The sequence below is a fragment of the Micromonospora sp. B006 genome, from assembly GCF_003408515.1.
GTDB classification, from domain to species: domain Bacteria; phylum Actinomycetota; class Actinomycetes; order Mycobacteriales; family Micromonosporaceae; genus Micromonospora; species Micromonospora echinospora_A.
On the sequence record NZ_CP030865.1, the window covers coordinates 5,373,459 to 5,394,077 of the forward strand.

The 20,619-nt window shown below is 69.4% G+C and carries 21 protein-coding genes and 1 pseudogene; 14 read left to right on the forward strand and 8 right to left on the reverse strand.

Going from position 1 to position 20,619, the window contains the following annotated elements; genetic code table 11:
* Window positions 1-928 precede the first annotated feature (928 nt).
* Window positions 929-1,264: pseudogene (locus MicB006_RS32840) on the reverse strand (aldehyde dehydrogenase family protein); the annotation flags it as partial.
* 439 nt (window positions 1,265-1,703) lie between these two features.
* Complete coding sequence (locus MicB006_RS24115; RefSeq protein ID WP_152037880.1) at window positions 1,704-1,979, reverse strand: hypothetical protein; 276 nt, start codon at window positions 1,977-1,979, stop codon at window positions 1,704-1,706.
* 169 nt (window positions 1,980-2,148) lie between these two features.
* On the opposite strand from MicB006_RS24115, the gene MicB006_RS24120 reads away from it, so the two are divergent.
* Complete coding sequence (locus MicB006_RS24120) at window positions 2,149-2,985, forward strand: hypothetical protein (protein ID WP_116509117.1); 837 nt, start codon at window positions 2,149-2,151, stop codon at window positions 2,983-2,985.
* Between the two features lie 103 nt (window positions 2,986-3,088).
* Window positions 3,089-3,619 (forward strand): hypothetical protein, encoded by a 531-nt coding sequence (locus MicB006_RS24125; protein ID WP_152037881.1) that lies wholly within the window; start codon window positions 3,089-3,091, stop codon window positions 3,617-3,619.
* Between the two features lie 6 nt (window positions 3,620-3,625).
* On the opposite strand, the gene MicB006_RS24130 is transcribed toward MicB006_RS24125, so the two are convergent.
* Window positions 3,626-4,425, reverse strand: a protein-coding gene (locus tag MicB006_RS24130; RefSeq protein WP_210893946.1) for an IS5 family transposase whose coding sequence is annotated in 2 segments (ribosomal slippage) — window positions 3,626-4,089 and window positions 4,089-4,425 — 801 coding nt in all. Because the reading frame shifts where the segments join, the coding sequence is not laid out codon by codon here.
* A 372-nt stretch (window positions 4,426-4,797) separates the two neighbouring features.
* Between MicB006_RS24130 and MicB006_RS32480 the strand changes: the two genes are divergently transcribed.
* The 5 genes from MicB006_RS32480 to MicB006_RS24160 all read left to right on the forward strand — a co-directional run bounded on the left by MicB006_RS32480 (window position 4,798) and on the right by MicB006_RS24160 (window position 8,005).
* Window positions 4,798-5,100 (forward strand): transposase, encoded by a 303-nt coding sequence (locus MicB006_RS32480; protein WP_225980478.1) that lies wholly within the window; start codon window positions 4,798-4,800, stop codon window positions 5,098-5,100.
* Complete coding sequence (locus tag MicB006_RS24145) at window positions 5,097-5,417, forward strand: hypothetical protein (protein WP_116509121.1); 321 nt, start codon at window positions 5,097-5,099, stop codon at window positions 5,415-5,417. The genes MicB006_RS32480 and MicB006_RS24145 overlap by 4 nt, the downstream gene beginning before the upstream one ends.
* Before the next feature lie 9 nt (window positions 5,418-5,426).
* Window positions 5,427-5,705 carry a hypothetical protein gene (locus MicB006_RS31710; RefSeq protein ID WP_152037882.1) on the forward strand — a complete coding sequence of 93 codons (279 nt, stop codon included), beginning with the start codon at window positions 5,427-5,429 and terminating at the stop codon, window positions 5,703-5,705.
* 701 nt (window positions 5,706-6,406) lie between these two features.
* Window positions 6,407-7,396 carry a helix-turn-helix domain-containing protein gene (locus MicB006_RS24155; protein WP_161565947.1) on the forward strand — a complete coding sequence of 330 codons (990 nt, stop codon included), beginning with the start codon at window positions 6,407-6,409 and terminating at the stop codon, window positions 7,394-7,396.
* A 144-nt stretch (window positions 7,397-7,540) separates the two neighbouring features.
* Window positions 7,541-8,005, forward strand: coding sequence for a hypothetical protein (locus MicB006_RS24160; protein WP_135239504.1), 465 nt, complete (start codon window positions 7,541-7,543; stop codon window positions 8,003-8,005).
* Between the two features lie 1,129 nt (window positions 8,006-9,134).
* Here MicB006_RS24160 and MicB006_RS24165 read toward each other — a convergent pair.
* Window positions 9,135-10,073 (reverse strand): hypothetical protein, encoded by a 939-nt coding sequence (locus tag MicB006_RS24165; protein WP_116509128.1) that lies wholly within the window; start codon window positions 10,071-10,073, stop codon window positions 9,135-9,137.
* 416 nt (window positions 10,074-10,489) lie between these two features.
* Between MicB006_RS24165 and MicB006_RS24170 the strand changes: the two genes are divergently transcribed.
* Window positions 10,490-10,798: a hypothetical protein gene (locus MicB006_RS24170; protein ID WP_116509130.1), complete on the forward strand. Its 309-nt coding sequence runs from the start codon at window positions 10,490-10,492 to the stop codon at window positions 10,796-10,798.
* A gap of 163 nt (window positions 10,799-10,961) precedes the next feature.
* Here MicB006_RS24170 and MicB006_RS24175 read toward each other — a convergent pair whose 3' ends face one another.
* The 4 genes from MicB006_RS24175 to MicB006_RS24190 form a co-directional block, all read right to left on the reverse strand.
* Window positions 10,962-11,732 carry a hypothetical protein gene (locus MicB006_RS24175; RefSeq protein ID WP_116509132.1) on the reverse strand — a complete coding sequence of 257 codons (771 nt, stop codon included), beginning with the start codon at window positions 11,730-11,732 and terminating at the stop codon, window positions 10,962-10,964.
* A gap of 216 nt (window positions 11,733-11,948) precedes the next feature.
* Entirely contained in the window at window positions 11,949-12,122 is a 174-nt protein-coding gene (locus MicB006_RS24180) for a hypothetical protein (protein ID WP_192900129.1), read from the reverse strand.
* Between the two features lie 19 nt (window positions 12,123-12,141).
* A complete protein-coding gene (locus MicB006_RS24185) occupies window positions 12,142-13,014 on the reverse strand; it encodes an SDR family NAD(P)-dependent oxidoreductase (RefSeq protein ID WP_116509134.1) in 873 nt (290 codons plus the stop codon).
* 236 nt (window positions 13,015-13,250) lie between these two features.
* Window positions 13,251-13,847 (reverse strand): TetR/AcrR family transcriptional regulator, encoded by a 597-nt coding sequence (locus tag MicB006_RS24190; RefSeq protein WP_116509136.1) that lies wholly within the window; start codon window positions 13,845-13,847, stop codon window positions 13,251-13,253.
* A gap of 94 nt (window positions 13,848-13,941) precedes the next feature.
* Here MicB006_RS24190 and MicB006_RS24195 point away from each other — a divergent pair, with 94 nt between their 5' ends.
* From MicB006_RS24195 to MicB006_RS24220, 6 genes are all read left to right on the forward strand, one after another.
* Window positions 13,942-14,871 carry an NmrA family NAD(P)-binding protein gene (locus MicB006_RS24195; RefSeq protein ID WP_116509138.1) on the forward strand — a complete coding sequence of 310 codons (930 nt, stop codon included), beginning with the start codon at window positions 13,942-13,944 and terminating at the stop codon, window positions 14,869-14,871.
* Between the two features lie 289 nt (window positions 14,872-15,160).
* Entirely contained in the window at window positions 15,161-16,024 is an 864-nt protein-coding gene (locus MicB006_RS24200; protein WP_116509140.1) for a DUF1684 domain-containing protein, read from the forward strand.
* 34 nt (window positions 16,025-16,058) lie between these two features.
* Window positions 16,059-16,592: a flavin reductase family protein gene (locus MicB006_RS24205; RefSeq protein ID WP_116509149.1), complete on the forward strand. Its 534-nt coding sequence runs from the start codon at window positions 16,059-16,061 to the stop codon at window positions 16,590-16,592.
* 90 nt (window positions 16,593-16,682) lie between these two features.
* On the forward strand, window positions 16,683-17,591 hold the full coding sequence (locus MicB006_RS24210; RefSeq protein WP_192900130.1) for a zinc-binding dehydrogenase: 909 nt from the start codon (window positions 16,683-16,685) through the stop codon (window positions 17,589-17,591).
* A 441-nt stretch (window positions 17,592-18,032) separates the two neighbouring features.
* Window positions 18,033-19,679 carry an ABC transporter substrate-binding protein gene (locus MicB006_RS24215; RefSeq protein ID WP_116509151.1) on the forward strand — a complete coding sequence of 549 codons (1,647 nt, stop codon included), beginning with the start codon at window positions 18,033-18,035 and terminating at the stop codon, window positions 19,677-19,679.
* Window position 19,680: 1 nt separating this feature from the next.
* Window positions 19,681-20,616, forward strand: a complete 936-nt coding sequence (locus tag MicB006_RS24220) for an ABC transporter permease (protein ID WP_116509153.1) — start codon at window positions 19,681-19,683, stop codon at window positions 20,614-20,616.
* Window positions 20,617-20,619: the final 3 nt, after the last annotated feature.

The following is a 20,619-nucleotide window of genomic DNA, read 5'->3' on the forward strand; positions in this document are numbered from 1 at the left end:
GCGGAGTGCTCCACGATTCTGTACACCAGTCGACAGCTTTCGATCTTCGCTGGTGGGGGAGTATGCGCAGGTCGCGGCGGTAAGGGGCTGCGGGGGCGGCCTGTGCTTGCAGGTGGGAGCAGATTGGGTGCAGGTTGGCGAAGTGGTCATCGCGCCCGTAGTGCTCACCGACACGGCGCAGAGTCGAGGGCCCTGACCTGCGGCGATACTAGCGAGCGATCCGCCGTGACCTCCCAGAGAACGCCGAAGAGGTCACTGGTTCGATCCCAGTATCGCCCACGCAGGTCAAAGGCCACTTCCCGGCTTCGGGAGGTGGCCTTTCTGCTGCCTCCGGCGGGGCCAGACGGCTAGAGGATGGAGTTGCGGCACGGTTCCGCGTCGTGGGTGGTTGAGGTGGGATGCCATCCCGCCAGCCACCGACCCAGGCAAGCCGAGCAGATCAGAGCCGGGTGTGGGTCGGCGGCAGACAGGGACACGTAGCGACGCGTGATTGCGGAGCACGGGACACGGTCAGGCGCGGACGCAGCCGGAACTGTCCATGATCCCGGCGTCTAGGGTGGAGCAGGTGATGGGCACTGCTTGGTGGTAACGAACCTTGCGGCGGTGAGAGTCTTGTTCGATGATTGGCAACGCGGCTGGGCCTCTTGGAGTGGCCAGCGCCGTCAAGTCAGGAACCGTAAGTCCTACCGCTTACTCATGCTTTCCTGGCGGAGCAACTTGCTCGCGCTTGCTCTTGGCGCACTGATTCAGGTTTTGTCGATCAAGAACATCGTTGGTAACACCACGGGACTGGTTCTAGCTCTTCCGTGTGTTGTGGTATTTCTCGCGTCTGCACTCGTGGCTGTCGTGGCGCTAGCAATTGAGGCCGCCCATTTCTCGCGGACCCCACTTGGGAAAGGGCCAATCCAGCGTCAAGCTCGGTTCGGCATCATGTTCTTTGTGGATCTAGTAACGCTTCGTGTGCTTCCACGTAGAAGTTCAGGTGCTGGGTGACTTGCTGAGTGAAGACCAGGCCGTGCATACGCGGACGTTGTCGGATCGTTCGTGCAGGTGATCGCTCCCGCAGCCGCAGGCCACCGCGTCGTGGTTTTCCTTTGATGCGGCTGCCGGCCACGCAGCCCTGACCCGATCCCAGGCAGAAGCCGAGCGCGGCGGCCCGCGCCGCCTGCGACAGGTCGGCGTCGGCGAAGACGATCGCCGGGCCCTTGCCGTCGAGTTCGAGCGTGACGTGCTTGAAGTCCGCGCTCGCGACCTCCGCTATGTGCCGGCCGACGGGGTCGAGCCGGTGAAGGTGATCTTATTGACACCGGGGTGCCGGACGAGGGGGATCGGATCAAGTTACTGCGGACGCCCTCTCAGATGCAGCGCCTGTGCCCGGCGCGGCGACCTTGTCAGGCGCCGCGCATCGGTGCCCGGCCTGGACCTCCCAAGTGCTGCTATAGCCGCTCCTGCTTGCTCTGCGATCCGTCCGCGGGGCCGCCCGGTCACTCCGCGGGGCCGCCCGGTCACGCAACCAACGATCGCAGGCCAACTGGTGAACCCGCCCCGGCGGCCGGCCTGCAGTGCTCCGCCGGCCGCCGATGCCTGAGTCGATGAGGTTCCGCCCGGAAGGCGGGGGCCAGGTGCAGCGCCGCGCGTCGGGCAACATGGCCCGGTTCGCCAGGTGATTTGGATGCTTTGGCCCGCTTTGCCTGATTTGAGACCTATCGTGTCCCTGAGGCGTCCGGGTTTTCGAAGTATGTGCGTGGGGTGTCACCGAGGTAGGCGAGACCGCTGCCGGGGCCGGGTGGACGGTAGGTGATCGTGGCGATGTCGCTGTCATGGATGTCGGCGAGCAGCCACGGTTCCGGGATGGTCGGCTGTTCGGCGGGGTGGTGTGCCGTCCACCGGTGTCCGTTGAAGAGGTAGGTGCCGAAGAACCCCACGATTGATCTCCTGAGCCCAGGGCGATGACCGGTCAGGTTCAGCGCGCAGATCATCGCATGACCGTGCGGGCAGGGCAGGGCTTGCAGACCGGCCCGTGCGCTCATGGCCCATGACAGCGCATGTGATCAAGGGCTGCGCCGTCGCAGTCGTACGCGCACCGGCCCTGCACGTCCTGTCAGACGCCGGTTGTCGCCGCGGTGCGGGTGGCTTACCGTGCGCGGCGTGCCGTCGACGTTGTGGGAATTCCAAGACTTGTTCGTCGAGCTGCGGGATGGTCCGGCTGCGGGTTGGGGTGGCGAGGTGTTACAGCCTTGGCTAGACAGGCGTCCTCACCTCGTAGCCGAGTTGCACGAGTTGGGCCGTCCGGACAGCCGTCGGGTTCGTGTTCCGCGTGAGGGCAACCACTACACGGCCCTGGAAGGGCTGTACGCGTTCAGTCGCATCGTCGACGTGCTGCTGTCGGCCTTTCAACCGGGCAACTCCGATCCGCAGTTGCTGGACTGGACCAGCGGCAAGCCGTGGTGGCGGGGCACCATCCCGGGCACGTCGGCATGGCCGACGTTCCGCGCCGCGATCAGGGCGGCACCGCTGGCCGAGTCGTCATTCCACCCGTTCTTCCATGAGATCGTCTCGGTGCAGGTCAGCGACGACGCCGACGAGCCGCCGAGCGTCATCGGCGAGTTCTGGCCGGGCGCGATCGTCGGCAGCCTGCTGGTGGCCCGAGCAGGCGTGGCGGTCCGGGCCGGCGCTCATCACCTCGACGCCGACGTGGCGGCACGCTCGGCGCTGTACTGGGCCTGGTGGCGGTGCAACCGCAGAGCGGTGGATCTGTCCCACGGATGGGGTCACAACTCCCAGTGGAGTACGGATTTTCGTCGCGACTACATCGCCGAGGGCCACCTGTACTACAACGTCGACGCCGATCCGTCGAGACAGCCGGACCGGGACCTGCACGATGCGGACCGGATCGACCTACTCAGGTACCGGTGCAGCATCCGAACCGATCTTGGCGCCGATCAATGGCCGTTCGACGACACGTTTGTCGAGCAGGCACCCTAGAGCCGCCCGAGGTGCGCGCACATGCCGGGCGGCATACGGGACGGCGGATGAGCCGATCTTGTGCTGTAGCAGTAGCCATCGGCCAGCCTGGAAGGATGTGAGCGTGACAGGTGCGAGTACTGCGGTTGACAGGCTGGCGGCGTTGGTTGGCTGGAGTGGCAGGTCTCCGTACGACCCGGACTGGTCGTCGTTGGAGGCTGCCTTCGGTCACCAGTTCCCGACGGACTTTCGGCAGTACGTGGAGCGGTTCCCTCCGGGCGCGTTCGACTTCGTGCAGGTGTTCCACCCATGCGAGAGGGAATACCGCGAGGATGCGGCTTGCTACGTCGACGTACTTCTATGGCGAACCGATCCGGCCAACGGTATCGAGGATTACTACAGGTTCGGCAACAAGCCGGGTGAACTGTTCGCTTGGGGGACGGTCAACGGCGAGCTTGAGCTTTGTTGGGAGTTGCCCAGCAAGCCCGCCGACGGGTGGACGTGCGTGGTGGCCGACATTCGCGGCCGGACCGGAGAACGCTATCCAGGCGGCATGTTGGACCTACTGTTGGATGCTCTGGGCGGCACCGGAAGGGTCAGCTCGCTGGACTACCTCCGTGAGGTCCTGCCAACCACCTTCGAGCCGTACTCCTAAGAACTCCTAACTTTGGGTGCGTTGGAGTTGGCGCCAGCAGATGAGGGCGCAGGCGAGGCTGAGGAAGGCTTGGTGGATGTCGTCGCGGATTTCCCAGCGGATGCGCAGGCGGCGGAACCAGTGCAGCCAGGCGATGGTGCGTTCGACGACCCAGCGTCGGGTGCCGAGGCCAGAGCCGTGGGGTGTGCCGCGTCGGGCGATGACGGGGGTGACGCCGCGGGCCCGGATCTGTTGGCGGTGGCTGTCGTAGTCGTAGCCCCGATCGGCATACAGCCGGTCGGGGCGCCGCCGTGGCGGGCCGGGGCGTCCGCCGATCGGGGGGATGGCGTCGAGCAGGGCGGTGGTCTGGGTGGAGTCGTGGCGGTTGCCGCCGGTCAGCGTGACCGCGAGAGGGATGCCGCCGGCGTCGGTGATGACGTGGTGTTTCGAGCCAGGCTTGCGGCGGTCGACCGGGCTCGGACCAGTTTTGGGCCGCCCTTGAGCGCCCGGATGTGGGAGCCGTCGATCACCGCCCTCGACATGTCCAACTGGCCCGCGCCGCGCAGCCGGGCCAGCAGCACCTCGTGCAGCCGTTGCCACACCCCCGCCTGGTTCCAGTCCCGCAACCTGCGCCAGCAGGTCATCCCGGAGCCGAACCCGAGTTCCTGGGGCAGGTACTCCCACGGGATCGCGGTGTAGAGCACGAACAAGATCCCGCACAGCACCTTGCGGTCATCCAGCGGCTTGCGCCCCGGGTACCGGCGGCGGCGTGGTGGGCGGGGTGGCAGCAGCGGTGCGATCTCGGCCCACAACTCATCCGAGACGATCCACGGCGGCTGCTCACCCCTCCTCACGTCCAGACGAAACGACCCTCACATCCGGTCGGTTACGCCCAACATCATTAGGTTAGGACCTCTAAGGGACGTCTCGTAGCTGGTTAGTTAAAGGCGTCGCCTGGCGCCGGGTGGCGACCAGGTGGCCGCCGTCGCGGACGAGGGTCAGACAGCGGGTGTGGTTCCGCATTCGTAGCAGCGTGACGAGGACGCCTTCGGGGCGAGCTGGTCGTTCCGGGCGGGTGGGATGCCGCTGGTTTCGACTATCCGAACCTCGGCTCTCGCCAATGTCGCCCTGCGGGTGAGGGGTCTGCTGCACCGATAGGTGACATCTGTGATGGCTTGCCCTGTGGGCGGGCTGGAAGGATGTCGCTGTGCCCAAGCCCTACCGGAGAGTTCCGGGATGACGTCGTGCGTGTCGCTCGTGACCGCGAGCCAGGCGTGACGGTCGAGCAGATCGCCAAGGACTTCGGCGTCCATCCGATGACGTTGTTCAAGTGGCTTCGCCAGGCCGACGCCGACGCCGGGACGGTCAGCAGCGAGTCGGCCGAGCTGCGGGAGGCGCGTAAGCGGATCAGGTTGTTGGAGCAGGAGAACGAGGTCCTGCGCCGGGCCGCGGCGTACTTGTCGCAGGCGCATCTGCCGGGAAAAGGCTCTACCCGCTCGTGAGCGAGCTGGCCGCCGACGGGATCCCCGTGGCGGTGACGTGCCGGGTATTGAAGATCGCTCGTCAGCCCTACTACCGGTGGCTGGCCCGACCCGTCACCAGCGCCGAGGAGGTGGCGGCGTACCGGGTGAATGCGTTGTTCGACGCCCACCGTGATGATCCGGAGTTCGGCTACCGGTTTCTTGTTGACGAGGCCCGCGACGCCGGGCAGCCGATGGCCGACCGGACCGCGTGGCGGATCTGCTCGGGTAACGGCTGGTGGAGCGCGCGCGAGTTGCTGACCGTGGCCTGCCGCTGCCGGACCGCGGCATTACCGTGAGTATTCGGCATGCAGTTCGGCGTACGGTCGGCGTCGGTCGGGGTGGCGGCGCGTTCTGCCCATGCCGATCTCGGCGCAACAGTGCGTGCCGGGGACGCGAGCGCGATGGGCGGGGCACTCCTCGGCCAAGGCGCGGGCCTGGTCGGCTTCCAACTCGAACGCTTCGCGGCTGCCGGTGAGCACCAACGTGTCGGCGGCGATGTCCCACCGCAGATGATCGCGGAACTCTTGATGCCGGACTCGTCGGTGATCATCGATCGACCGCGCCGGCCACGCCTGACCGGGTAGGACGACGGTGTGTGGCCGACCGGTCCCCAACCGGGAACGGACCTGCTTCCACCGCGACGGCGGGAACGCGAGGCGGTGATGCAGCAACACCAGGTCGAGCGGGCGCCCCCAACTGTGGTGGTGGGGACGTGTCGCGCGACGTAGGGGAAGATAGATGATCGTGTGCGGCGACCGGGCGGCCAGCCCCCACGCCAGAGCGAACAGCATCGCTGTTTCCTTGTCGAGGCAGAACTGGGCTCCGAGACGGCCCTCGTACAGACCGGCGAACCCCGGGGCCGCATGACCCGGTACTGATGGCGCCCGAGGTGAACGGAACTGACCATCACCGGCCATTCGTGTCCGCCCAACCGTCGACCCACTCCAGCAACACCCTCCGACCCTCGTCGTATCGCCGTCCGGTGAGCATTGTCGCCGGGCCACGACACGGCGACAGAGTTACCCGACGGCGGGCAGCTCGAGTCAAGACCGAGCACGCTCTGATGCCGCTCCCGGCGTGCTGGCGTTCATCACCGCTGGTGATGCACAGTAATGCCGGTGCCCGCCGCTGAAGATCACCGTCGACCGCACGTCTTGACATCGATGCCCCTCGACCCCTCAACGCATGCGGTGCAGTACTCACGGTGTGCTGTACTTCCCAGAGAGTCGCGGGCCTATGTAGTTGCCCTGGTCTCTTGCTGTCCTGTGTCGAAAGGGTGATGACGATGATTCAGACGTTGTTCGACAGCAGGGACTTCCCGGTCGACGAGCGATTCGCCCGCTGGCACGAGATGACGATGCGATCGCTCGTGGCCTCGGACGTAGCCACCGAAATCCCGCACCACGACTTTCGGGCAACGATGCAGCATCTCGACCTAGGCGCGGTTCAGATCGTTGCCATGACGTATCCCTCGTTGCGGTGTCGGCGTACGCCGAGAATGATCCGGCAGAGTGACCCGGGGTATCTCAGCCTCGGGATGATCCTGGGAGGCAAGCAAGGGATCGCCCAACGCGGCCGGGAAAGCGTTGCGGGGCCGGACGACCTCGTGCTCTACGACACGTCACATCCATACGAGGCGCACGTGACCGCCGCGAATCCGGTGGTGGCTCGCACGGTGGTGGCACAGTTCCCCAGAGCGCTGCTGTCCACGCGCAACTTCGAGCAACTGCTCGGCGCGCGCTTGTCCGGGAGGGTCGGAACCGGAGGTCTGGTCGCACAGTTCCTGTTCGGACTGGTCAGGGGCGCACGCGACTACGAGCCTGCGGACTCCCCTCGGCTGGCCACGGTACTCCTCGATCTGCTGTCCATCACACTCGCCCGGGAACTAGGCGCTGGATGCGAACTGCCGCCCGAGAGCTCTCAGAACGCTCTCATGCTGCGCATTCACGCCTTCATCCAACAGCACCTCGGTGATCCGGAGTTGTCCCCGGTCACCATCGCCGCCGCGCACCAGATCTCAGTCCGCCACCTCCACCAACTCTTCCGGCAGCAGGACTTGACCGTCTCAGCCTGGATCCGTCGTGAACGACTGGCCCGTTGCCGCCGCGATCTCGCCGATCCCCGGCTGCGAGATCGTCCGATTTACGCGATCGCGCTGCGCTGGGGCTTTCCGCGACCGGCCGATTTCACCCGGACATTTCGGCTCTCCTACGACATGACGCCCAGCGAGTATCGGGGGATGGTTCCGCACAGCCTGGTCGGCGTCGAGAGCTAAGCGGCGTGCGCTCTGCGCTAACGCCATCCAGACTCGTGACGTCCACAATGGCTTGCAGGTCGCCTCGCGCACCCACGTAGGCGCGATACGGGGACTCAACCCCGTCTTTCCGCGATCGCTAGAGCATGGAGGTTTCACGCGCTCATGAGATTCATCAAGAGGACGGCCCTGATGGCTTGCGCGACGGCGACGGCAGTCATGGCATTCGCCACTCCGGCCAGCGCCGCCACCACGTTGAACTTCTATGCCAACGGACCAGCTGATTCGGGCCGCGGCTGTGATATGACGACCAAGGCGGGGGGCACCTACACCTACTACGCGAATGGCGGCGTCAAAGGTGGCTACCAGGCATTCGCAGGCGGCTTCGACGCATGGGAGCGTGATCTCTGCCCGGATGGTTACGGTGCGGCGCTGCACCTGACCTACTACAAGTGGAACGGCAGCTCATGGGTTTACTCGACTGCCAACCCGATCAAGGTGACCACCGGGGCCTACGACACTGTGTATCACAGCTGGACCTTCAAGGACGTTCGCGACGTGCAGATCTACAGCTGCAGGATCAACGGTGCAGGTGCGGTCTCGTCGTGCGCCAAGGCAACCCTCTTCTAGGAGGCCGGAACGGGCTTCGGCCCCGCTGATCACTCACGACATGATGCGGCTGTGGATCGTCTCCGGCCTGCCCCCGCCGCCCCCTCGCCGAGCTTCCCGATCCCGTCGGTGAAATCCGCTGCGGCAGTCGCTTAGCACGACCATCCACCTGCCGGGCTCCGGACCATGAGGTTCGGGGCCCGGCCGGGTGGGGGAGCGGTCGGTAGCCGTCGCGTTCGGGGGGCGGCGACGTGCCCTTCGTGGCGTTTTGGCGTACACGGTGATCGATTACCGGCCGCGAAGCGCAGACACCCGGGGCCGGCCCAGAGCGAGTATCGACGGCGCGAGAAAGCAGTACCGCGCAGCTGAGTACCGCCCCGTGCCATCGGTCGGCAAGCCCGAGATTAGGGGAGCAGGATGGGAGCAGGCGGGTGCACTGAACGGCGTTGAACAGCACCTAGCGGCATCGAACGGCGCTCAACTGCACCCAGCCCGACCTGCAAGTTCTCGTTTCCCCAGGTCAGACCCCGCGCGGCGTCCTGCTTCACAAACTGCGCTCAACGGCAGTGAACAGCAGTCAACGGCAATCAATGTCGCCTAGTAGGGGAGTATCCGCAGGTCGCAGCGTTAAAGAGCTGTGGCGGTTCGGGCCCTTACGGGTGGGTGCAGATTGGGTGCAGGTTGGCGAAGTGGTCAGCGCGTCCGAAGTGCTCACTGGCGTCGAGCGGATATCGACGCCGTGACCTGCGACGATGTGAGCGAGCGAGTGGGCGTGGCCTCCCAGAGAAGACCGAAGGTGTCAACTCGAAGGTTCACTCGGCCAGTACCTGAGCTTAGGGCTAGTTGTAGGAACGAGCACGGGCATGGCACGAGGTGGCAGCTGCTCCTGCGTCAGCGGGATGGACTCCCGGATCAGCTTGAACAGGTAGCTGTCCACCCCACCCCACCCCACCCCGCTCTGGTGCTGATCACCGGCGGTGATTTCACTGCGGGGCCGCCGCGCATGGTGGCTGCCGCGGTGGCTGGACCGGCTGCCGAACGTCAACATCGAGGCGAGGGTCTGCGCCGACGCCTAGCCGCCGAGCCGGGGTGGGAGGCCGTCCGGGTCTGATCCGGGCGGGTGACCGGTCGCCGTCTGGGACCGGCCCCGTCAGCGCGGGTGGTAGACGACCGCGCGGCTGATACCCCAGACCGGGCGGATCGTCGCGGCGATGCGGCCGCGGTCATCGAGGTCGACGACCTCGCCGTCCGTGCTGACCCCGGCGAGGCTGAGGTCGTGCAGGACGCCGCGTCGCCACAGCGCCGGGCGGGCGCTTCTGTCGGTGGCCTGGGAGCTGGCCAGGATCTCGCCGCGGTTGTTGATTGCCCGCAGCTGGGTGAAGCTGCCGCCGAGGGTGCCGACGTCCAGGGCGCGGCCGTGCCGCCAGAGGATGCCGCGCTCGAACTGCTCGGCCGAGAACTGCCAGCCGATCATCCAGCCGCGGTCGTTGAGGGCGTACGTGTTGCTGCGGTCGAAGGGGCCGGCGCCGAGGTCGGTGACCCGGCCACTGTGCCACAGGGCGGCGTGGAAGCCGCCCGGCACGTACACCCCGCCGGAGACCTGGCCGCGGTCGTTGACGTCGGACACTTCGCTGAGGGCCAAGGGCCGGGCACGGCCGTTCGTCCACAGGACGGGGCCTGCGTCGGTGCGGCCGAGGACCTGGCCGCGGTTGTTGATCGCCACGGGCAGGGTGGACGGGGCGCCCAGCGGCCGCAGGACACCGCGGTGCCAGACGTACCCGCCGGAGCCGTCGCCGCGGGTGCCGACGACCTGGCCGCGGTCGTTGACGTCGATCGGGTTGAAGGCGCCGAGATCGATCATCCGGCCGTGGCGCCAGAGGAACCCGCGGTAGGTGCCGTCGGCGGCCTGGGCGCGGCCGACCACGTCGCCGCGGTCGTTCATTGCGCTGGCGTAGCTGCTGTCGCCGCCGAGGGTGCCGAGGTCCACCATGCGATAGCCGGCCAAAGCGCCGGGCGCGGCAGACGCGGCGGCGGTGGGTGCGGCCGTCAAGGCGGCCGCGAGGAAAGCGGTGGCGAGGATCGATGGCATGAAACGGCTCCTTCCGGAGCGGCCACCGGCCCGGGGCGGGACGCTGCCGGGCTGTTGGCGGCGTCGGGCGGGTCGCCGGACGAAACGTGCGCTCAGCGTAGGCGCGCCCCACCGCTCCGCCAGGTTGCCGTCACGAATCCGACAGCCTCGCCGTCCGCTAAGCGTGCGCCTGTTCGGCCGTGACGGCGGAACGGTGGGGCCTCTTATCCAGTACCTGCAACCGCTGAGGTGAGGTTCCCCCGGTAGGTCGGAGCCTCCGACCTACCGGGGGAACCTCATGTACAAGGGCTCGACGGCATGGGTGCCGGGTGCCGAGCGTGGTGGGCGCGGCTGACTCCGTACCCCTGTTGGCAGGTGGAATGGGCGACGAGCCGGCAGGCGCGGGCGATCACCGCGCGGTTCCTGGAGGGTGTGCAGTGACCACCCACGGCCCGGTCATGCCGGTCTGGAGCTGCGGTGGCTGCGACCTGCCCTGGCCCTGCCCGACCCGGAAGCGGGAGCTGCGGGCGGAGTACGCGGACGCTCCGGTGTCGCTGGCCCTCTACCTTGGTGCCTACCTCGTCCAGGCCACCGAGGACATGCCCTGGACGCCGGCCGGCGTGCTGCACCGCCGCTTCCTCGGCTGGACCAGGGAAGCCGGCCACCTCATGCCGGTAGCACAGCAGCGAGGTGCAGCAACCGTGCCAGCCGAGCCCGGTCGAGACGAGCCCCACCAAGCCCTCTGACCTCGCAACGAGCCTGATCCGACCGGCTCGCCGACAGCTCACAGCGAAGAGGTCACTGGTTGGATCCGAGTATCGCCCACCCCAGATATACGCAGGTAGGAAGCCCGCCGCCGGTTCGGCCGGTAACGGGCTTCCGCGCTGTCGTCGCCGAGGGCGACCACGGTCACCCCTTCGTCGGGCGGGGCGCCCGGCGACCGGCCCAGCGGGCCAGCAGGTTCAACCCCAGGGCGTAAGCGGCGGCACCCACCAGCAGGGCGGCGCTGCTGCCGCGCCCCCAGTCACCCACCGGCACGGGCGGTACGGCCCAGACATCCGTCGACAGCCCGGCCAGCGCGATCGCCGTGCCGGCCGCGATCGGTGGGACGGCCCACAACAGCGCGTACGGCCCGGCGAACCGGTCGTCCTGCAGCAGCCCGGCCAGGGTGGCGGCGAACCAGCCCAGCAGGAACAGGAACACGAGCGGCCAGCGCGTCGCGGCTCGCCGCAGGTGCCCCAGCAGCAGCGCGCCGAGACCGACGCCGGCAGCGGCATAGAGCGGGAAGGCGGCCAGCTCGCACAGGAGGACCCGCACCAGGATCGGGTCATCGAGTGCCGGGGTCGTGAAATAGACGCCCTCGCGTGCGCGGGCGAGCGGGTAGGCGACCGCGACGGCCACGCCGGCCAGGAGCAGCGCGAGCGGGACCGCCACGACCAGCGCCCTCGCCTGTGTGTAGCGGCTGGCCAGGGCGGCCCCGGCCAGCAACGCCAACACTTGTCCGCAGAGGACGCCGGAGGTGTACTGGAAGATGCGCGTGGTGTGGAGCAGCTCGTACTGCTGTGCGTCACCCTGCGCGTCGTAGTTGACCCAGAAACCGTAGAACGCGTCGTTGAACGGCATGGCCACGAGCACCAGCAGCGCCATCGCCGGCACCGACCAGACAGCCGGGTGCGTCACAGCACGTGAAGCCACTGATAGGCGACCGTCTGCCATCCCCGGGCGCATCCGCCAAGTCTGCGCGTCCCGGCTGCGGTCGGGCAAGCCTGCGCGTCATCGGTATGGTGCGGGATCGCCATCCGGCTGCAGGTCGTGATCAACGCCCCGGGAAGGTCCGCGTCGTGGCAGACAAGAAGAACGCTGTTCAGCTTCCGCGGCCGACGGCGGCTGAGTGGGTCAGCCTTCCGGGTGCCCGTCGTAGACGCGGATCTTGTACTCGGTGGTCTCCAGCGCCAGTCTGAGCTCACGGATCTGCCGCGTGATCCGGTCGTGCTGGTCGCGCATGATGCGTCGGCGTTCCGTCACGGTGCTCGGGCCCTGGATGCGTTCGATCAGCGCTTCGGTGGCCATGGCCATCAGCGTACGGCGATCAGAACGCGCGAACCGCGGGCGGCATGCCTGGGAAGTCCGCCGACTCGCTCACCGACGCCCACTTCTCGACGTCGTCGAGCGCCGCACGGTAGACGCGGGTGAGGTTGCGAACCGCCTCGGCGCCGAGCGGGAGCCGGAGCGGCGCGTCGGGTGTGTCGAGCATGTCCCGGATCACCCGGGCGGCTCGTGCCGGGTCGCCCTCCTGGATGCCGTCGGCTCCCTCCATGTTCGCGCGCACGGCACCGGTGACCCCGTCGTAGATCGAGCTCTGCCGCGCTGTGTTGAGCACGTCCGCGGCGTTGAACGCGGTGCGGAAGCGACTGGGCTCGACGATGAGGACGCGGATGCCGAACGGTGCGACCTCGCCCGCCAGCGCCTCCGACCAGCCCTCGAGCGCGAACTTGCCGGCTGAGTAGCTGCCGACGGCGGGAAACGACATCCGCCCGCCCTGGCTGCTCATCTGCACGATCGCACCAGAGCGACGTTCCCTCATGTGGGGCAGCACGGCACGCACATAGGCGGCCGGGCCGAACAGGTGCTGCTCGAGCATGGCCCGCAGAGCAGCGTCCGTGATCTCTTCGGCGGCGCCGACCTGTCCGGCGCCTGCATTGTTGACGAGCACGTCGACGCGCCCGAACACCTCCAGCGCCCGCTGCACGACCCCGGCCGCTCCGGCCGTGTCGCGCACATCGTGCTCGACGGCGAGGAGCCTATCCCCGTACCGCGCCTTGAGCCCGTCGAAGCGGTCGGCCCGTCGCGCGGTCCCGATCACATGCTCGCCAGCCTGGAGTGCCGCCTCGGCGAGCCCCAGACCGAGGCCTGAACTGGCGCCCGTGATGATCCATGTTCTCGTCTCGTCTGTCGTGGTCACGGCCCCGACGCTAAAGCTTCGAGCGCGCTCGAAAGCAAGCCGCGCTCAGGCTCCGGAGGCGACGAGTGGTCCCGCCCGCTTGCCCCTCTGCGCGACGATCTCGGTTTCGACGCGGTGCACGCCGGGGAGCGCGCCGTACCGGTGCAGGTGGTCGCCGTGGGCGAGGCGCCGTTCGGCCGGGCAGTCCCGCGAGCCGTAGCGCGGACCGCTATCAGGTCCGGCGGAGCTCGCCCGAGCTACGGCTTGCGATCACGTCCTGGTCTCGGAAGTGGGCTCTGTTGTGTGGGTTCCTGCGGTGTCACCGTGAACCCCGTCATGGCCAGCGAGAGCAGGCGGGTCGCTGTGGTGGCGGGGTCGGGGTCGTTCTCGGTTGCCAGGGCGATCCCGGTGACAAGCGTCGACAGGTCGGCGAAGGTGACGTCGGGTGCCAGCACTCCGGCCTCGGCGGCCCGGCGTACCAGTGGCTCACCCGCCTCGGACAGTTGGTCGGACGCGCAGTAGACGCTTTCGACGCGGCCGCGGTTCAGCGCCTCGGCCAGGCCCCTGATCGTCGCCGCGGCCCGCGTCATCTCGATCAGGAATTCGACGAGCGCGGCCCGGGGGTCCGGGTTGCCCGCCAGTTCACCGGCGTGGGCGCAGAGGGCGTCGATGCGATCCCGGAAGACGGCTTCGAGCAGCGCGTGCCGGGTCGGGAAGTGGCGGCGGACCGTGCCGGAGCCCACCCCGGCGGTCCGGGCAATCTGTTCCAGCGACGCGTCGGCCCCGTGCTCGGCCACCGCCTCTGCTGCCACCGCGAGCAGAAGTTCGTAGTTGCGGCGGGCGTCTGCTCGCATGTCTCACCTCGGCGTTGCTAAGCGGCGGGGTCCGCCGTATCTTAGCAAGCATAAACGGCGGGCCCCGCCGTTTCTTCGGCCGAGGAGTGTATCCATGTCAGATCGAGCACCAGTCCTGGTCACCGGCGCTACCGGCCAGCAGGGCGGGGCAACCGCCCGTGCCCTGCTCGCCGCCGGCGTGCCGGTGCGCGCCCTGGTCCGTAACCCTGCTGCCGCCAAGGCCGCCGCCCTCGCCGCCCTCGGCGCCGAGCTGGTCACCGGCGATCTCCGCGACCCCGCATCGCTGGTCCCGGCGGCCCGGGGCGCCCGCGCCGTCTTCTCCGTGCAGATGCCGGAGCTGCGCGGCGACACCTGGGACTTCGAGAGCGAACTCGCCCAGGGCGTCAACCTGATCGAGGCGGCGCTGGCCGCGGAGGTCCCGCAGTTCGTGCACACCTCGGTCTCCGGGGCCGGGCAGCACGAGGACACCCCCGGCTGGACCGACGGACGCTGGGCCGCGATGGAGCGCGTCTTCCTGCCCAAGGCCGGCATGCAGGAACGCGTCCGGGCCGCCGGCTTCGACCGGTGGACGCTGATCAAGCCGGGCTTCTTCATGGAGAACTTCCTGCCCGACATGGCCTACCTGCTACCGAGGGGCATCGCGGGCGGGCTCGCGACGGTCCTCCGGCCGCAGACCCACCTGTCGCTGGTCGCCGTCGACGACATCGGCCGAGCAGCCGCGGCGGCCGTCGCCGACCCCGACCGCTTCCACCGCGTCGAACTCGAACTGGCCGGCGACCACCTGCCGATGACAGAAATCGCGAAGATCATCGGTGAGTCGCTCGGCATCGACGGCACCGCTCCCGACATGACCGAGGCGGAAGCGGTTGCCGCCGGCATGCCGCCGTGGGCCACCACCTCCCACGAGTTCCTGAACGTCGCCGGGCAGCCGGCCCGGCCGGAGTTCGCGCGCGCCCTCGGCATTCCCCTGACTCCGTTCGCCGAGTGGGCCGACCGCCACCTGCGCCCCCTCCGTCAGGGCTGACGCTGACCAGTCATTCCGTCGGACGTGCCCGGAGCCACGCGGTGCCGCGTGGCTCCGGGGCTTGAAATCCTACTTGTTAGGTAGGATTATCGGTCCATGCTGCTTGTTCGGCTGTTCACCTCCCGCCGGGTCGTCGACCTGATGCGGGTCGCCGCGCAGCTCTGTCGCGTGGCGACCCTTCCGGCCTGAGCGGGCGATCCCCTACCCGTCGGTCGTCGTCCCGCCGGCTCGCGTCCGGCACGTCCGCGCCCGTTTCCGAGCGGCCGCACGACAACGAGAGGGATCCGTCATGACCAGTGATCTCGCCCCGTCCGCACCCGCCGACGCCGAACGATCCACCCGCGCGTTCACCGCGGACTGGCAGGAGTGGCGCCGCCGGCACGAGGAGGTGCGGGCGGACCGCCACGGCTTCCTCGCCGTGTCCGGACTGCACTGGCTCAGCGCGGAGCCGCAGCGGTTCCCGGGTGTGCCCGGGGAATGGCGCACCGGGACGGACGGGCCGGTGGTGACACTCGCCGACGACGAGGAAATCATCGTCGACGGCCGGCGCGTCCGGACGAGGCATCAGTTCGGGGCGATCGCCGAGCGCGCCGGCATCACCGTGGACATCGACGGTGGCGTCCTCGAGGTGGCCCGGCGGGGTGGGCGCGACATCCTCCGACCCCGACGCCCCGACCACCCGCTGCGGACGCACTACCGGGGCACCGCCACCTTCCCGCCCGGCGAACGGTGGGTGCTCCAGGGACGGTTCGTGCCGTTCGAGCGTCCCCGACCGACCACGGTCGGCGCTGCCGTGGAGGGGCTCCAGCACGCCTACGACGCGCCCGGCCGAATCGAGTTCAGCGTCGACGGGCTGCCGATGAGCCTGACCGCGTTCAACGGTGTGACGCCCGGCAGCCTGTCGGTGCTGTTCACCGACACCACCTCCGGCATCACTACCTATGGGGCCAACCGGTCGCTGGCCGTCGGCGCGCCGGACGAGCAGGGCCGGGTGACGCTGGACTTCAACCGGGCCGTCAACCTGCCGTGCGCGTACACCGACTTCGCGACGTGCCCGCTGCCACCGACGGAGAACCGGCTGCCGGTCGCCGTCGAGGCCGGCGAGAAGATCCCGTACGAGCGGCTGCCGGCCGACCCCGCCGCCCGTTCCTAGCGCTCCGCGCCCACACCACTCGGGAGGAACGCCCATGACCTCGTCCACCGACGACCCGATCGACGCCGACGCCGACGCGCTACGCAGGTTGCTGCGCCACCAGGCCAGCACCGTCACTGTGGTCACCGCCCCCGGTGCGCCGCCGGTGGGCTTCACCGCGACATCGTTCACGTCGGTGTCGCTGACGCCGCCGATCGTCTCGTTCTGTCTGAACCTCGGCTCGTCCACGTGGCCGACGCTGGCGCAGGCCCGGCACGTGGCGGTGCACCTGCTCGCACACGGCCAGCACGAGGTGGCCCAGACCTTCGCCACGAGCGGCATCGACCGCTTCGCCGCTCCGACCCGCTGGCGGCCGGGGCCGAACGGGCTGCCGATCCTCGACGGCACCCTGGCCTGGCTGGTGTGCCGGGTCGTCGACCGGGTGGTCGTCGGCGATCACGTGGTCGTGCTGGCCGAGCCGGAGTTGCTCCGGCACGCCGACGTCGGCTCCCCGCTGCTCTACCACCGGGGTCGCTACGCGGGTCTCGCGGACGCGCCGGACGGCACGGCCCGTCGCGCTGCCGCCTGACCATTGGCCGGCGTCTTCCGCCGGTCGTCGTAGACAGGGTCGCCACTGTGGCCGCCTGTCGGAAGCCTGGCGAGGACCTTGGGAGGTTGCATGCGTGCGATCGTCGCCGCTCCGGACACCGTCGACGGGTTCCGGGTGACCGATGTCCCCGAGCCCGAATGCGGGCCGGAGCAGGTGCTGGTCGAGGTGCGGCACGCCGCCGTCAACGCCGGCGAGATCCGTCACCTCGATCTCTGGCCGGCCGGACGAGTGCTCGGGCACGACGCCGCCGGAGAGGTGCTGCGCACCGCCGAGAGTGGCCCCGGTCCCCGTGTGGGAGACCGGGTGCTCGCCTTCGGGCCGGGCGCGTGGGCCCAACGCGCGGTGTTCGACCTGGACAGCGTCGCGGTGGTGCCCCCCGATGTCGACCTGCCCGAGGTTGCCGCGCTGCCGATGGTCGGCCTCACCGCGCTGCGGACGCTGCGTGAGTCCGGTCCGCTGCCTGGGCGTCGCGTACTGATCACCGGGGCGTCCGGGGGAGTGGGCCGGGTTGCCGTCCAGCTGGCTCGGCACGGGGGCGCGTACGTGATCGCCGCGGTCGGGTCGGCGTCCCGGGGCGACGGGCTGGCGGCGCTGGGGGCCGACGAGGTGGTGGTCGGCCTGAAGGGTGTCGGCGACCCGGTCGACGTGGTGCTGGACACCGTGGGGGGCGCCCAGTTGGTGGCCGCGTGGGGTCTGCTCGCGCCGGGCGGGGTGCTGCACAGCATCGGCTGGGCCTCCGGTGAACCGGCGCTCTTTCCGGTGAACTCGACCTTCGCCCCGGGCGCATCCCGGACGCTACGGTCCTTCGGCGACACCACCGCCCCGGCCGCCGATTTGGCGCTGCTGGTGGACCTCGTGGCTCAGGGGGCGCTGCGGGCGCCGATCGGCTGGCGCGGCTCGTGGCATCGCCTCGGGGTCGCTGTCGAGGCGCTGCGGGAACGACGGGTGCCGGGCAAGGTCCTGCTCGATCTGGACTGACTGTGACGCGCAGCGGTGAGTGCCCGGCGGATCGGTCCCGGCCCGGAGCGGGTCCAGGTCGACCCGCCGGACACATTCCCCCTAAATCCTATAGCCTTAGTAGGTAATGCGTCAACGAATCGGCCTCCCCGCGTGCGATAACCGACATCCATCGACCGATGTGTTGACGCCGTCCCGCGCGTCGAGTGGACTCGGCTCATGTCCAGCGAGCTGCGGCTGACGATCCGCGGCCACATCGACTTCGGTCGGGTGTGGTCGAGTTCCTGTCTGGCCTGACCGGCACCCGCTTACCCGGCGCGCCGCACCGGCCCGCCGAGGTGGGGCTCACTGCCGAGCCGACCGCCGAGCCATCAAACACCGACACCGTGACCGACCCGCGCCCACCGCGCCGGGCCGGGTGTCGGCGTACCCGAACCGCCTGCCTGGACAGGAGACCTCGCCATGCCCGCCAACCGTCTGCGAACCCTCGCCGCCGCCGCGCTCACCCCGCTGCTCGCCGTCGTCACCGGCTGCTCCACCACCGCCACGCCGGCCGCCGAAGCCGCCGGCCAGCCCCGCTCCGGCGGCAGCCTCACCTGGGCCGTGGAGACCGAGCCGATCACCCTCAACCCGCACCAGTACGCCCAGGCCAAGGCCCGGCTGCTGGTCTGGAACACCTTCGAGTCCCTGCTCACCTACGACAAGCAGGGCAAGCTCGTGCCGTGGCTGGCCACCGGCTGGCAGGTCGCCCCGGACGGATTGTCGTACACGCTGACACTGCGCGACGGCGTCACCTTCTCCGACGGCACGCCCCTGGACGCCGCGGCCGTGAAGGCGAACATCGACAAACTGCGCGAACCCGGGTACGCGGCCGCCGTCGCCGCCGTGCAACTGCGCAACCTCAAGGCCGTCGAGGTGGTCGACCCGCGCACCGTACGGCTCACCCTCACCACCCCCGACGTGCTGATCCTCGACTTCCTCGCCTCCCCGCAGGGCGCCCAGATCTCCCCGAAGTCGCTGCGCGAGGCCAAGAACCTCAAGGCCGGCGGCGTCGACGTGGTCGGCACCGGCCCGTTCGTGCTGGACCGCTACGTCGCCGGTCAGGAACTGCACTACCGGCGCAACCCCGGCTACGACTGGGCCCCGCCCACCGCGGCCCACACCGGCCCCGCCCACCTCGACGAGGTCACCTACCGCTTCCTGAAGGAGTCGGCGGTGCGCGTCGGCGCCCTCACCTCGGGCCAGGTGCAGGTCATCGAGGGGGTGCCCGCCACCGACCAGCCGCTGGTCACCGCCAACCGGGCGCTGCGCCTGACCCGGGAGCTCAACTCCGGCTCCGCCTACTCGTACTACTTCAACACCTCCCACCCGCCCTTCAACGACCTGCGGGTCCGGCAGGCGTTCCGCCAGGCCGTCGACGTGGACACCGTGCTGCGGTCGGTCTACCGGGACACCGCGACCCGCGCCTGGAGCGTGATCAGCCCGTCCAGCCCGCTCTACGACAAGCGGCTCGACGGCAGCGCGTACAGCGGCGACGCGGCCAAGGCGAACGCTCTGCTCGACCAGGCCGGCTGGACCGCCCGGGACGCCGACGGCTACCGGGTGAAGGGCGGCAAAAGGCTCACCGTACGGCTCGTACAGTCCGCGCCCTTCGTCCGCGACCGACGCGACGTGCTGGCGCAGGCCGTGCAGGCGGCCGTCAAGCAGAGCGCCGGCATCGACCTGAAGGTGTCGCTCGTCGACCAGGGCACCGCCACCGAGGCGATCCAGAACAACGAGTACGAGGTCTTCGACAACTCGCGGGCCGACACCGACGCCGGGGCGGCACTGAACCTGCTGTTGCACTCGAAGGGCGGCATCAACCGCACCCACGCCAACGATCCCCGCATCGATGCGCTCCTGGAGGCCGGTCAGGCCGCCGCGGACCCGGCGAAGCGCGCCGGCATCTATGCCGACCTGCAGCAGCGGGTCGTCGTCGAGCAGGCCCTCGTCCTGCCGCTGTACGCGCCGGCCGACCAGATCGCCGCCGGCACCGGCGTCGGCGGTGTGCGCTTCGAACCCACCGCCGGGGTGCCCGCCGGCGCCTACGACCTGTGGATCGGGAAGTGACATGAGCCGCCCACCCGTGCGTGCCGTGGCCCGCCGGCTCGGCGCCGGCCTGGTCGTCCTCTGGGTCGCGGCCACCGCCGCCTACCTGGCGCTGCTGGCTGCCCCCGGGGACACAGTGGACAACATCGTCGGCGACGGCCCGGACACCCCGCAGATCCGCGCCGAGATCATCGCCGACTGGGGCCTGGACCGGCCGGCCGTCGTCCAGTACCTCGACTACCTCGGGCGGCTGGGTGGCGGCGACCTCGGTCGCTCGTACCTCCTGCAACGACCCGTCGCCGAGGTGATCGGAGAACAGCTCGCCCCCACCCTCAGGCTCGCGGTCGCCGCCGCCGGGCTCGGGGTGCTGATCGCCCTGCTCATCGCGGTGGCCACCGCCGGGAACCGGCGACCGTGGCTGCGCCGGCTCAGCTCCGGCACCGAACTGCTGCTGGTCTCCACCCCGTCGTTCCTGATCGGGCTCCTGCTGCTCAGCGTGCTGTCGTTCCGGTTCGGCCTCTTCCCGGTGTCGGGTGACCAGGGCGTCGCCGCGCTGGTGCTGCCCGCCGTCACCCTCGCGCTGCCCATCGCGGGGCTGCTCGCCCAGGTGCTGCGCGACGGCATCGACAAGGCCCTCGACGAGCCGTTCGTGCTCACCGCCCGGTCCCGGGGCGTGCGGGAACGAACAGTGCTGGTACGCCACGCGTTGCGGCACGCCGTCCTGCCGGCCGTCAGCCTGGCCGGCTGGGTCTTCGGCGTCGTCGTCGGCGGCACCGTCATCGTCGAACAGGTCTTCGGCCGGCCCGGCCTCGGCCAGGTCACCCTCTCCGCGGTCACCACCCGGGACATGCCGGTGGTACTGGCCGTGGTCACCCTCTCCGCCGCCGGCTACGTCGTGGTCAACACCACCGCCGACCTGGCGTACCTGCTGGTCGACCCGCGTCTGCGAAGGAGTTGACCC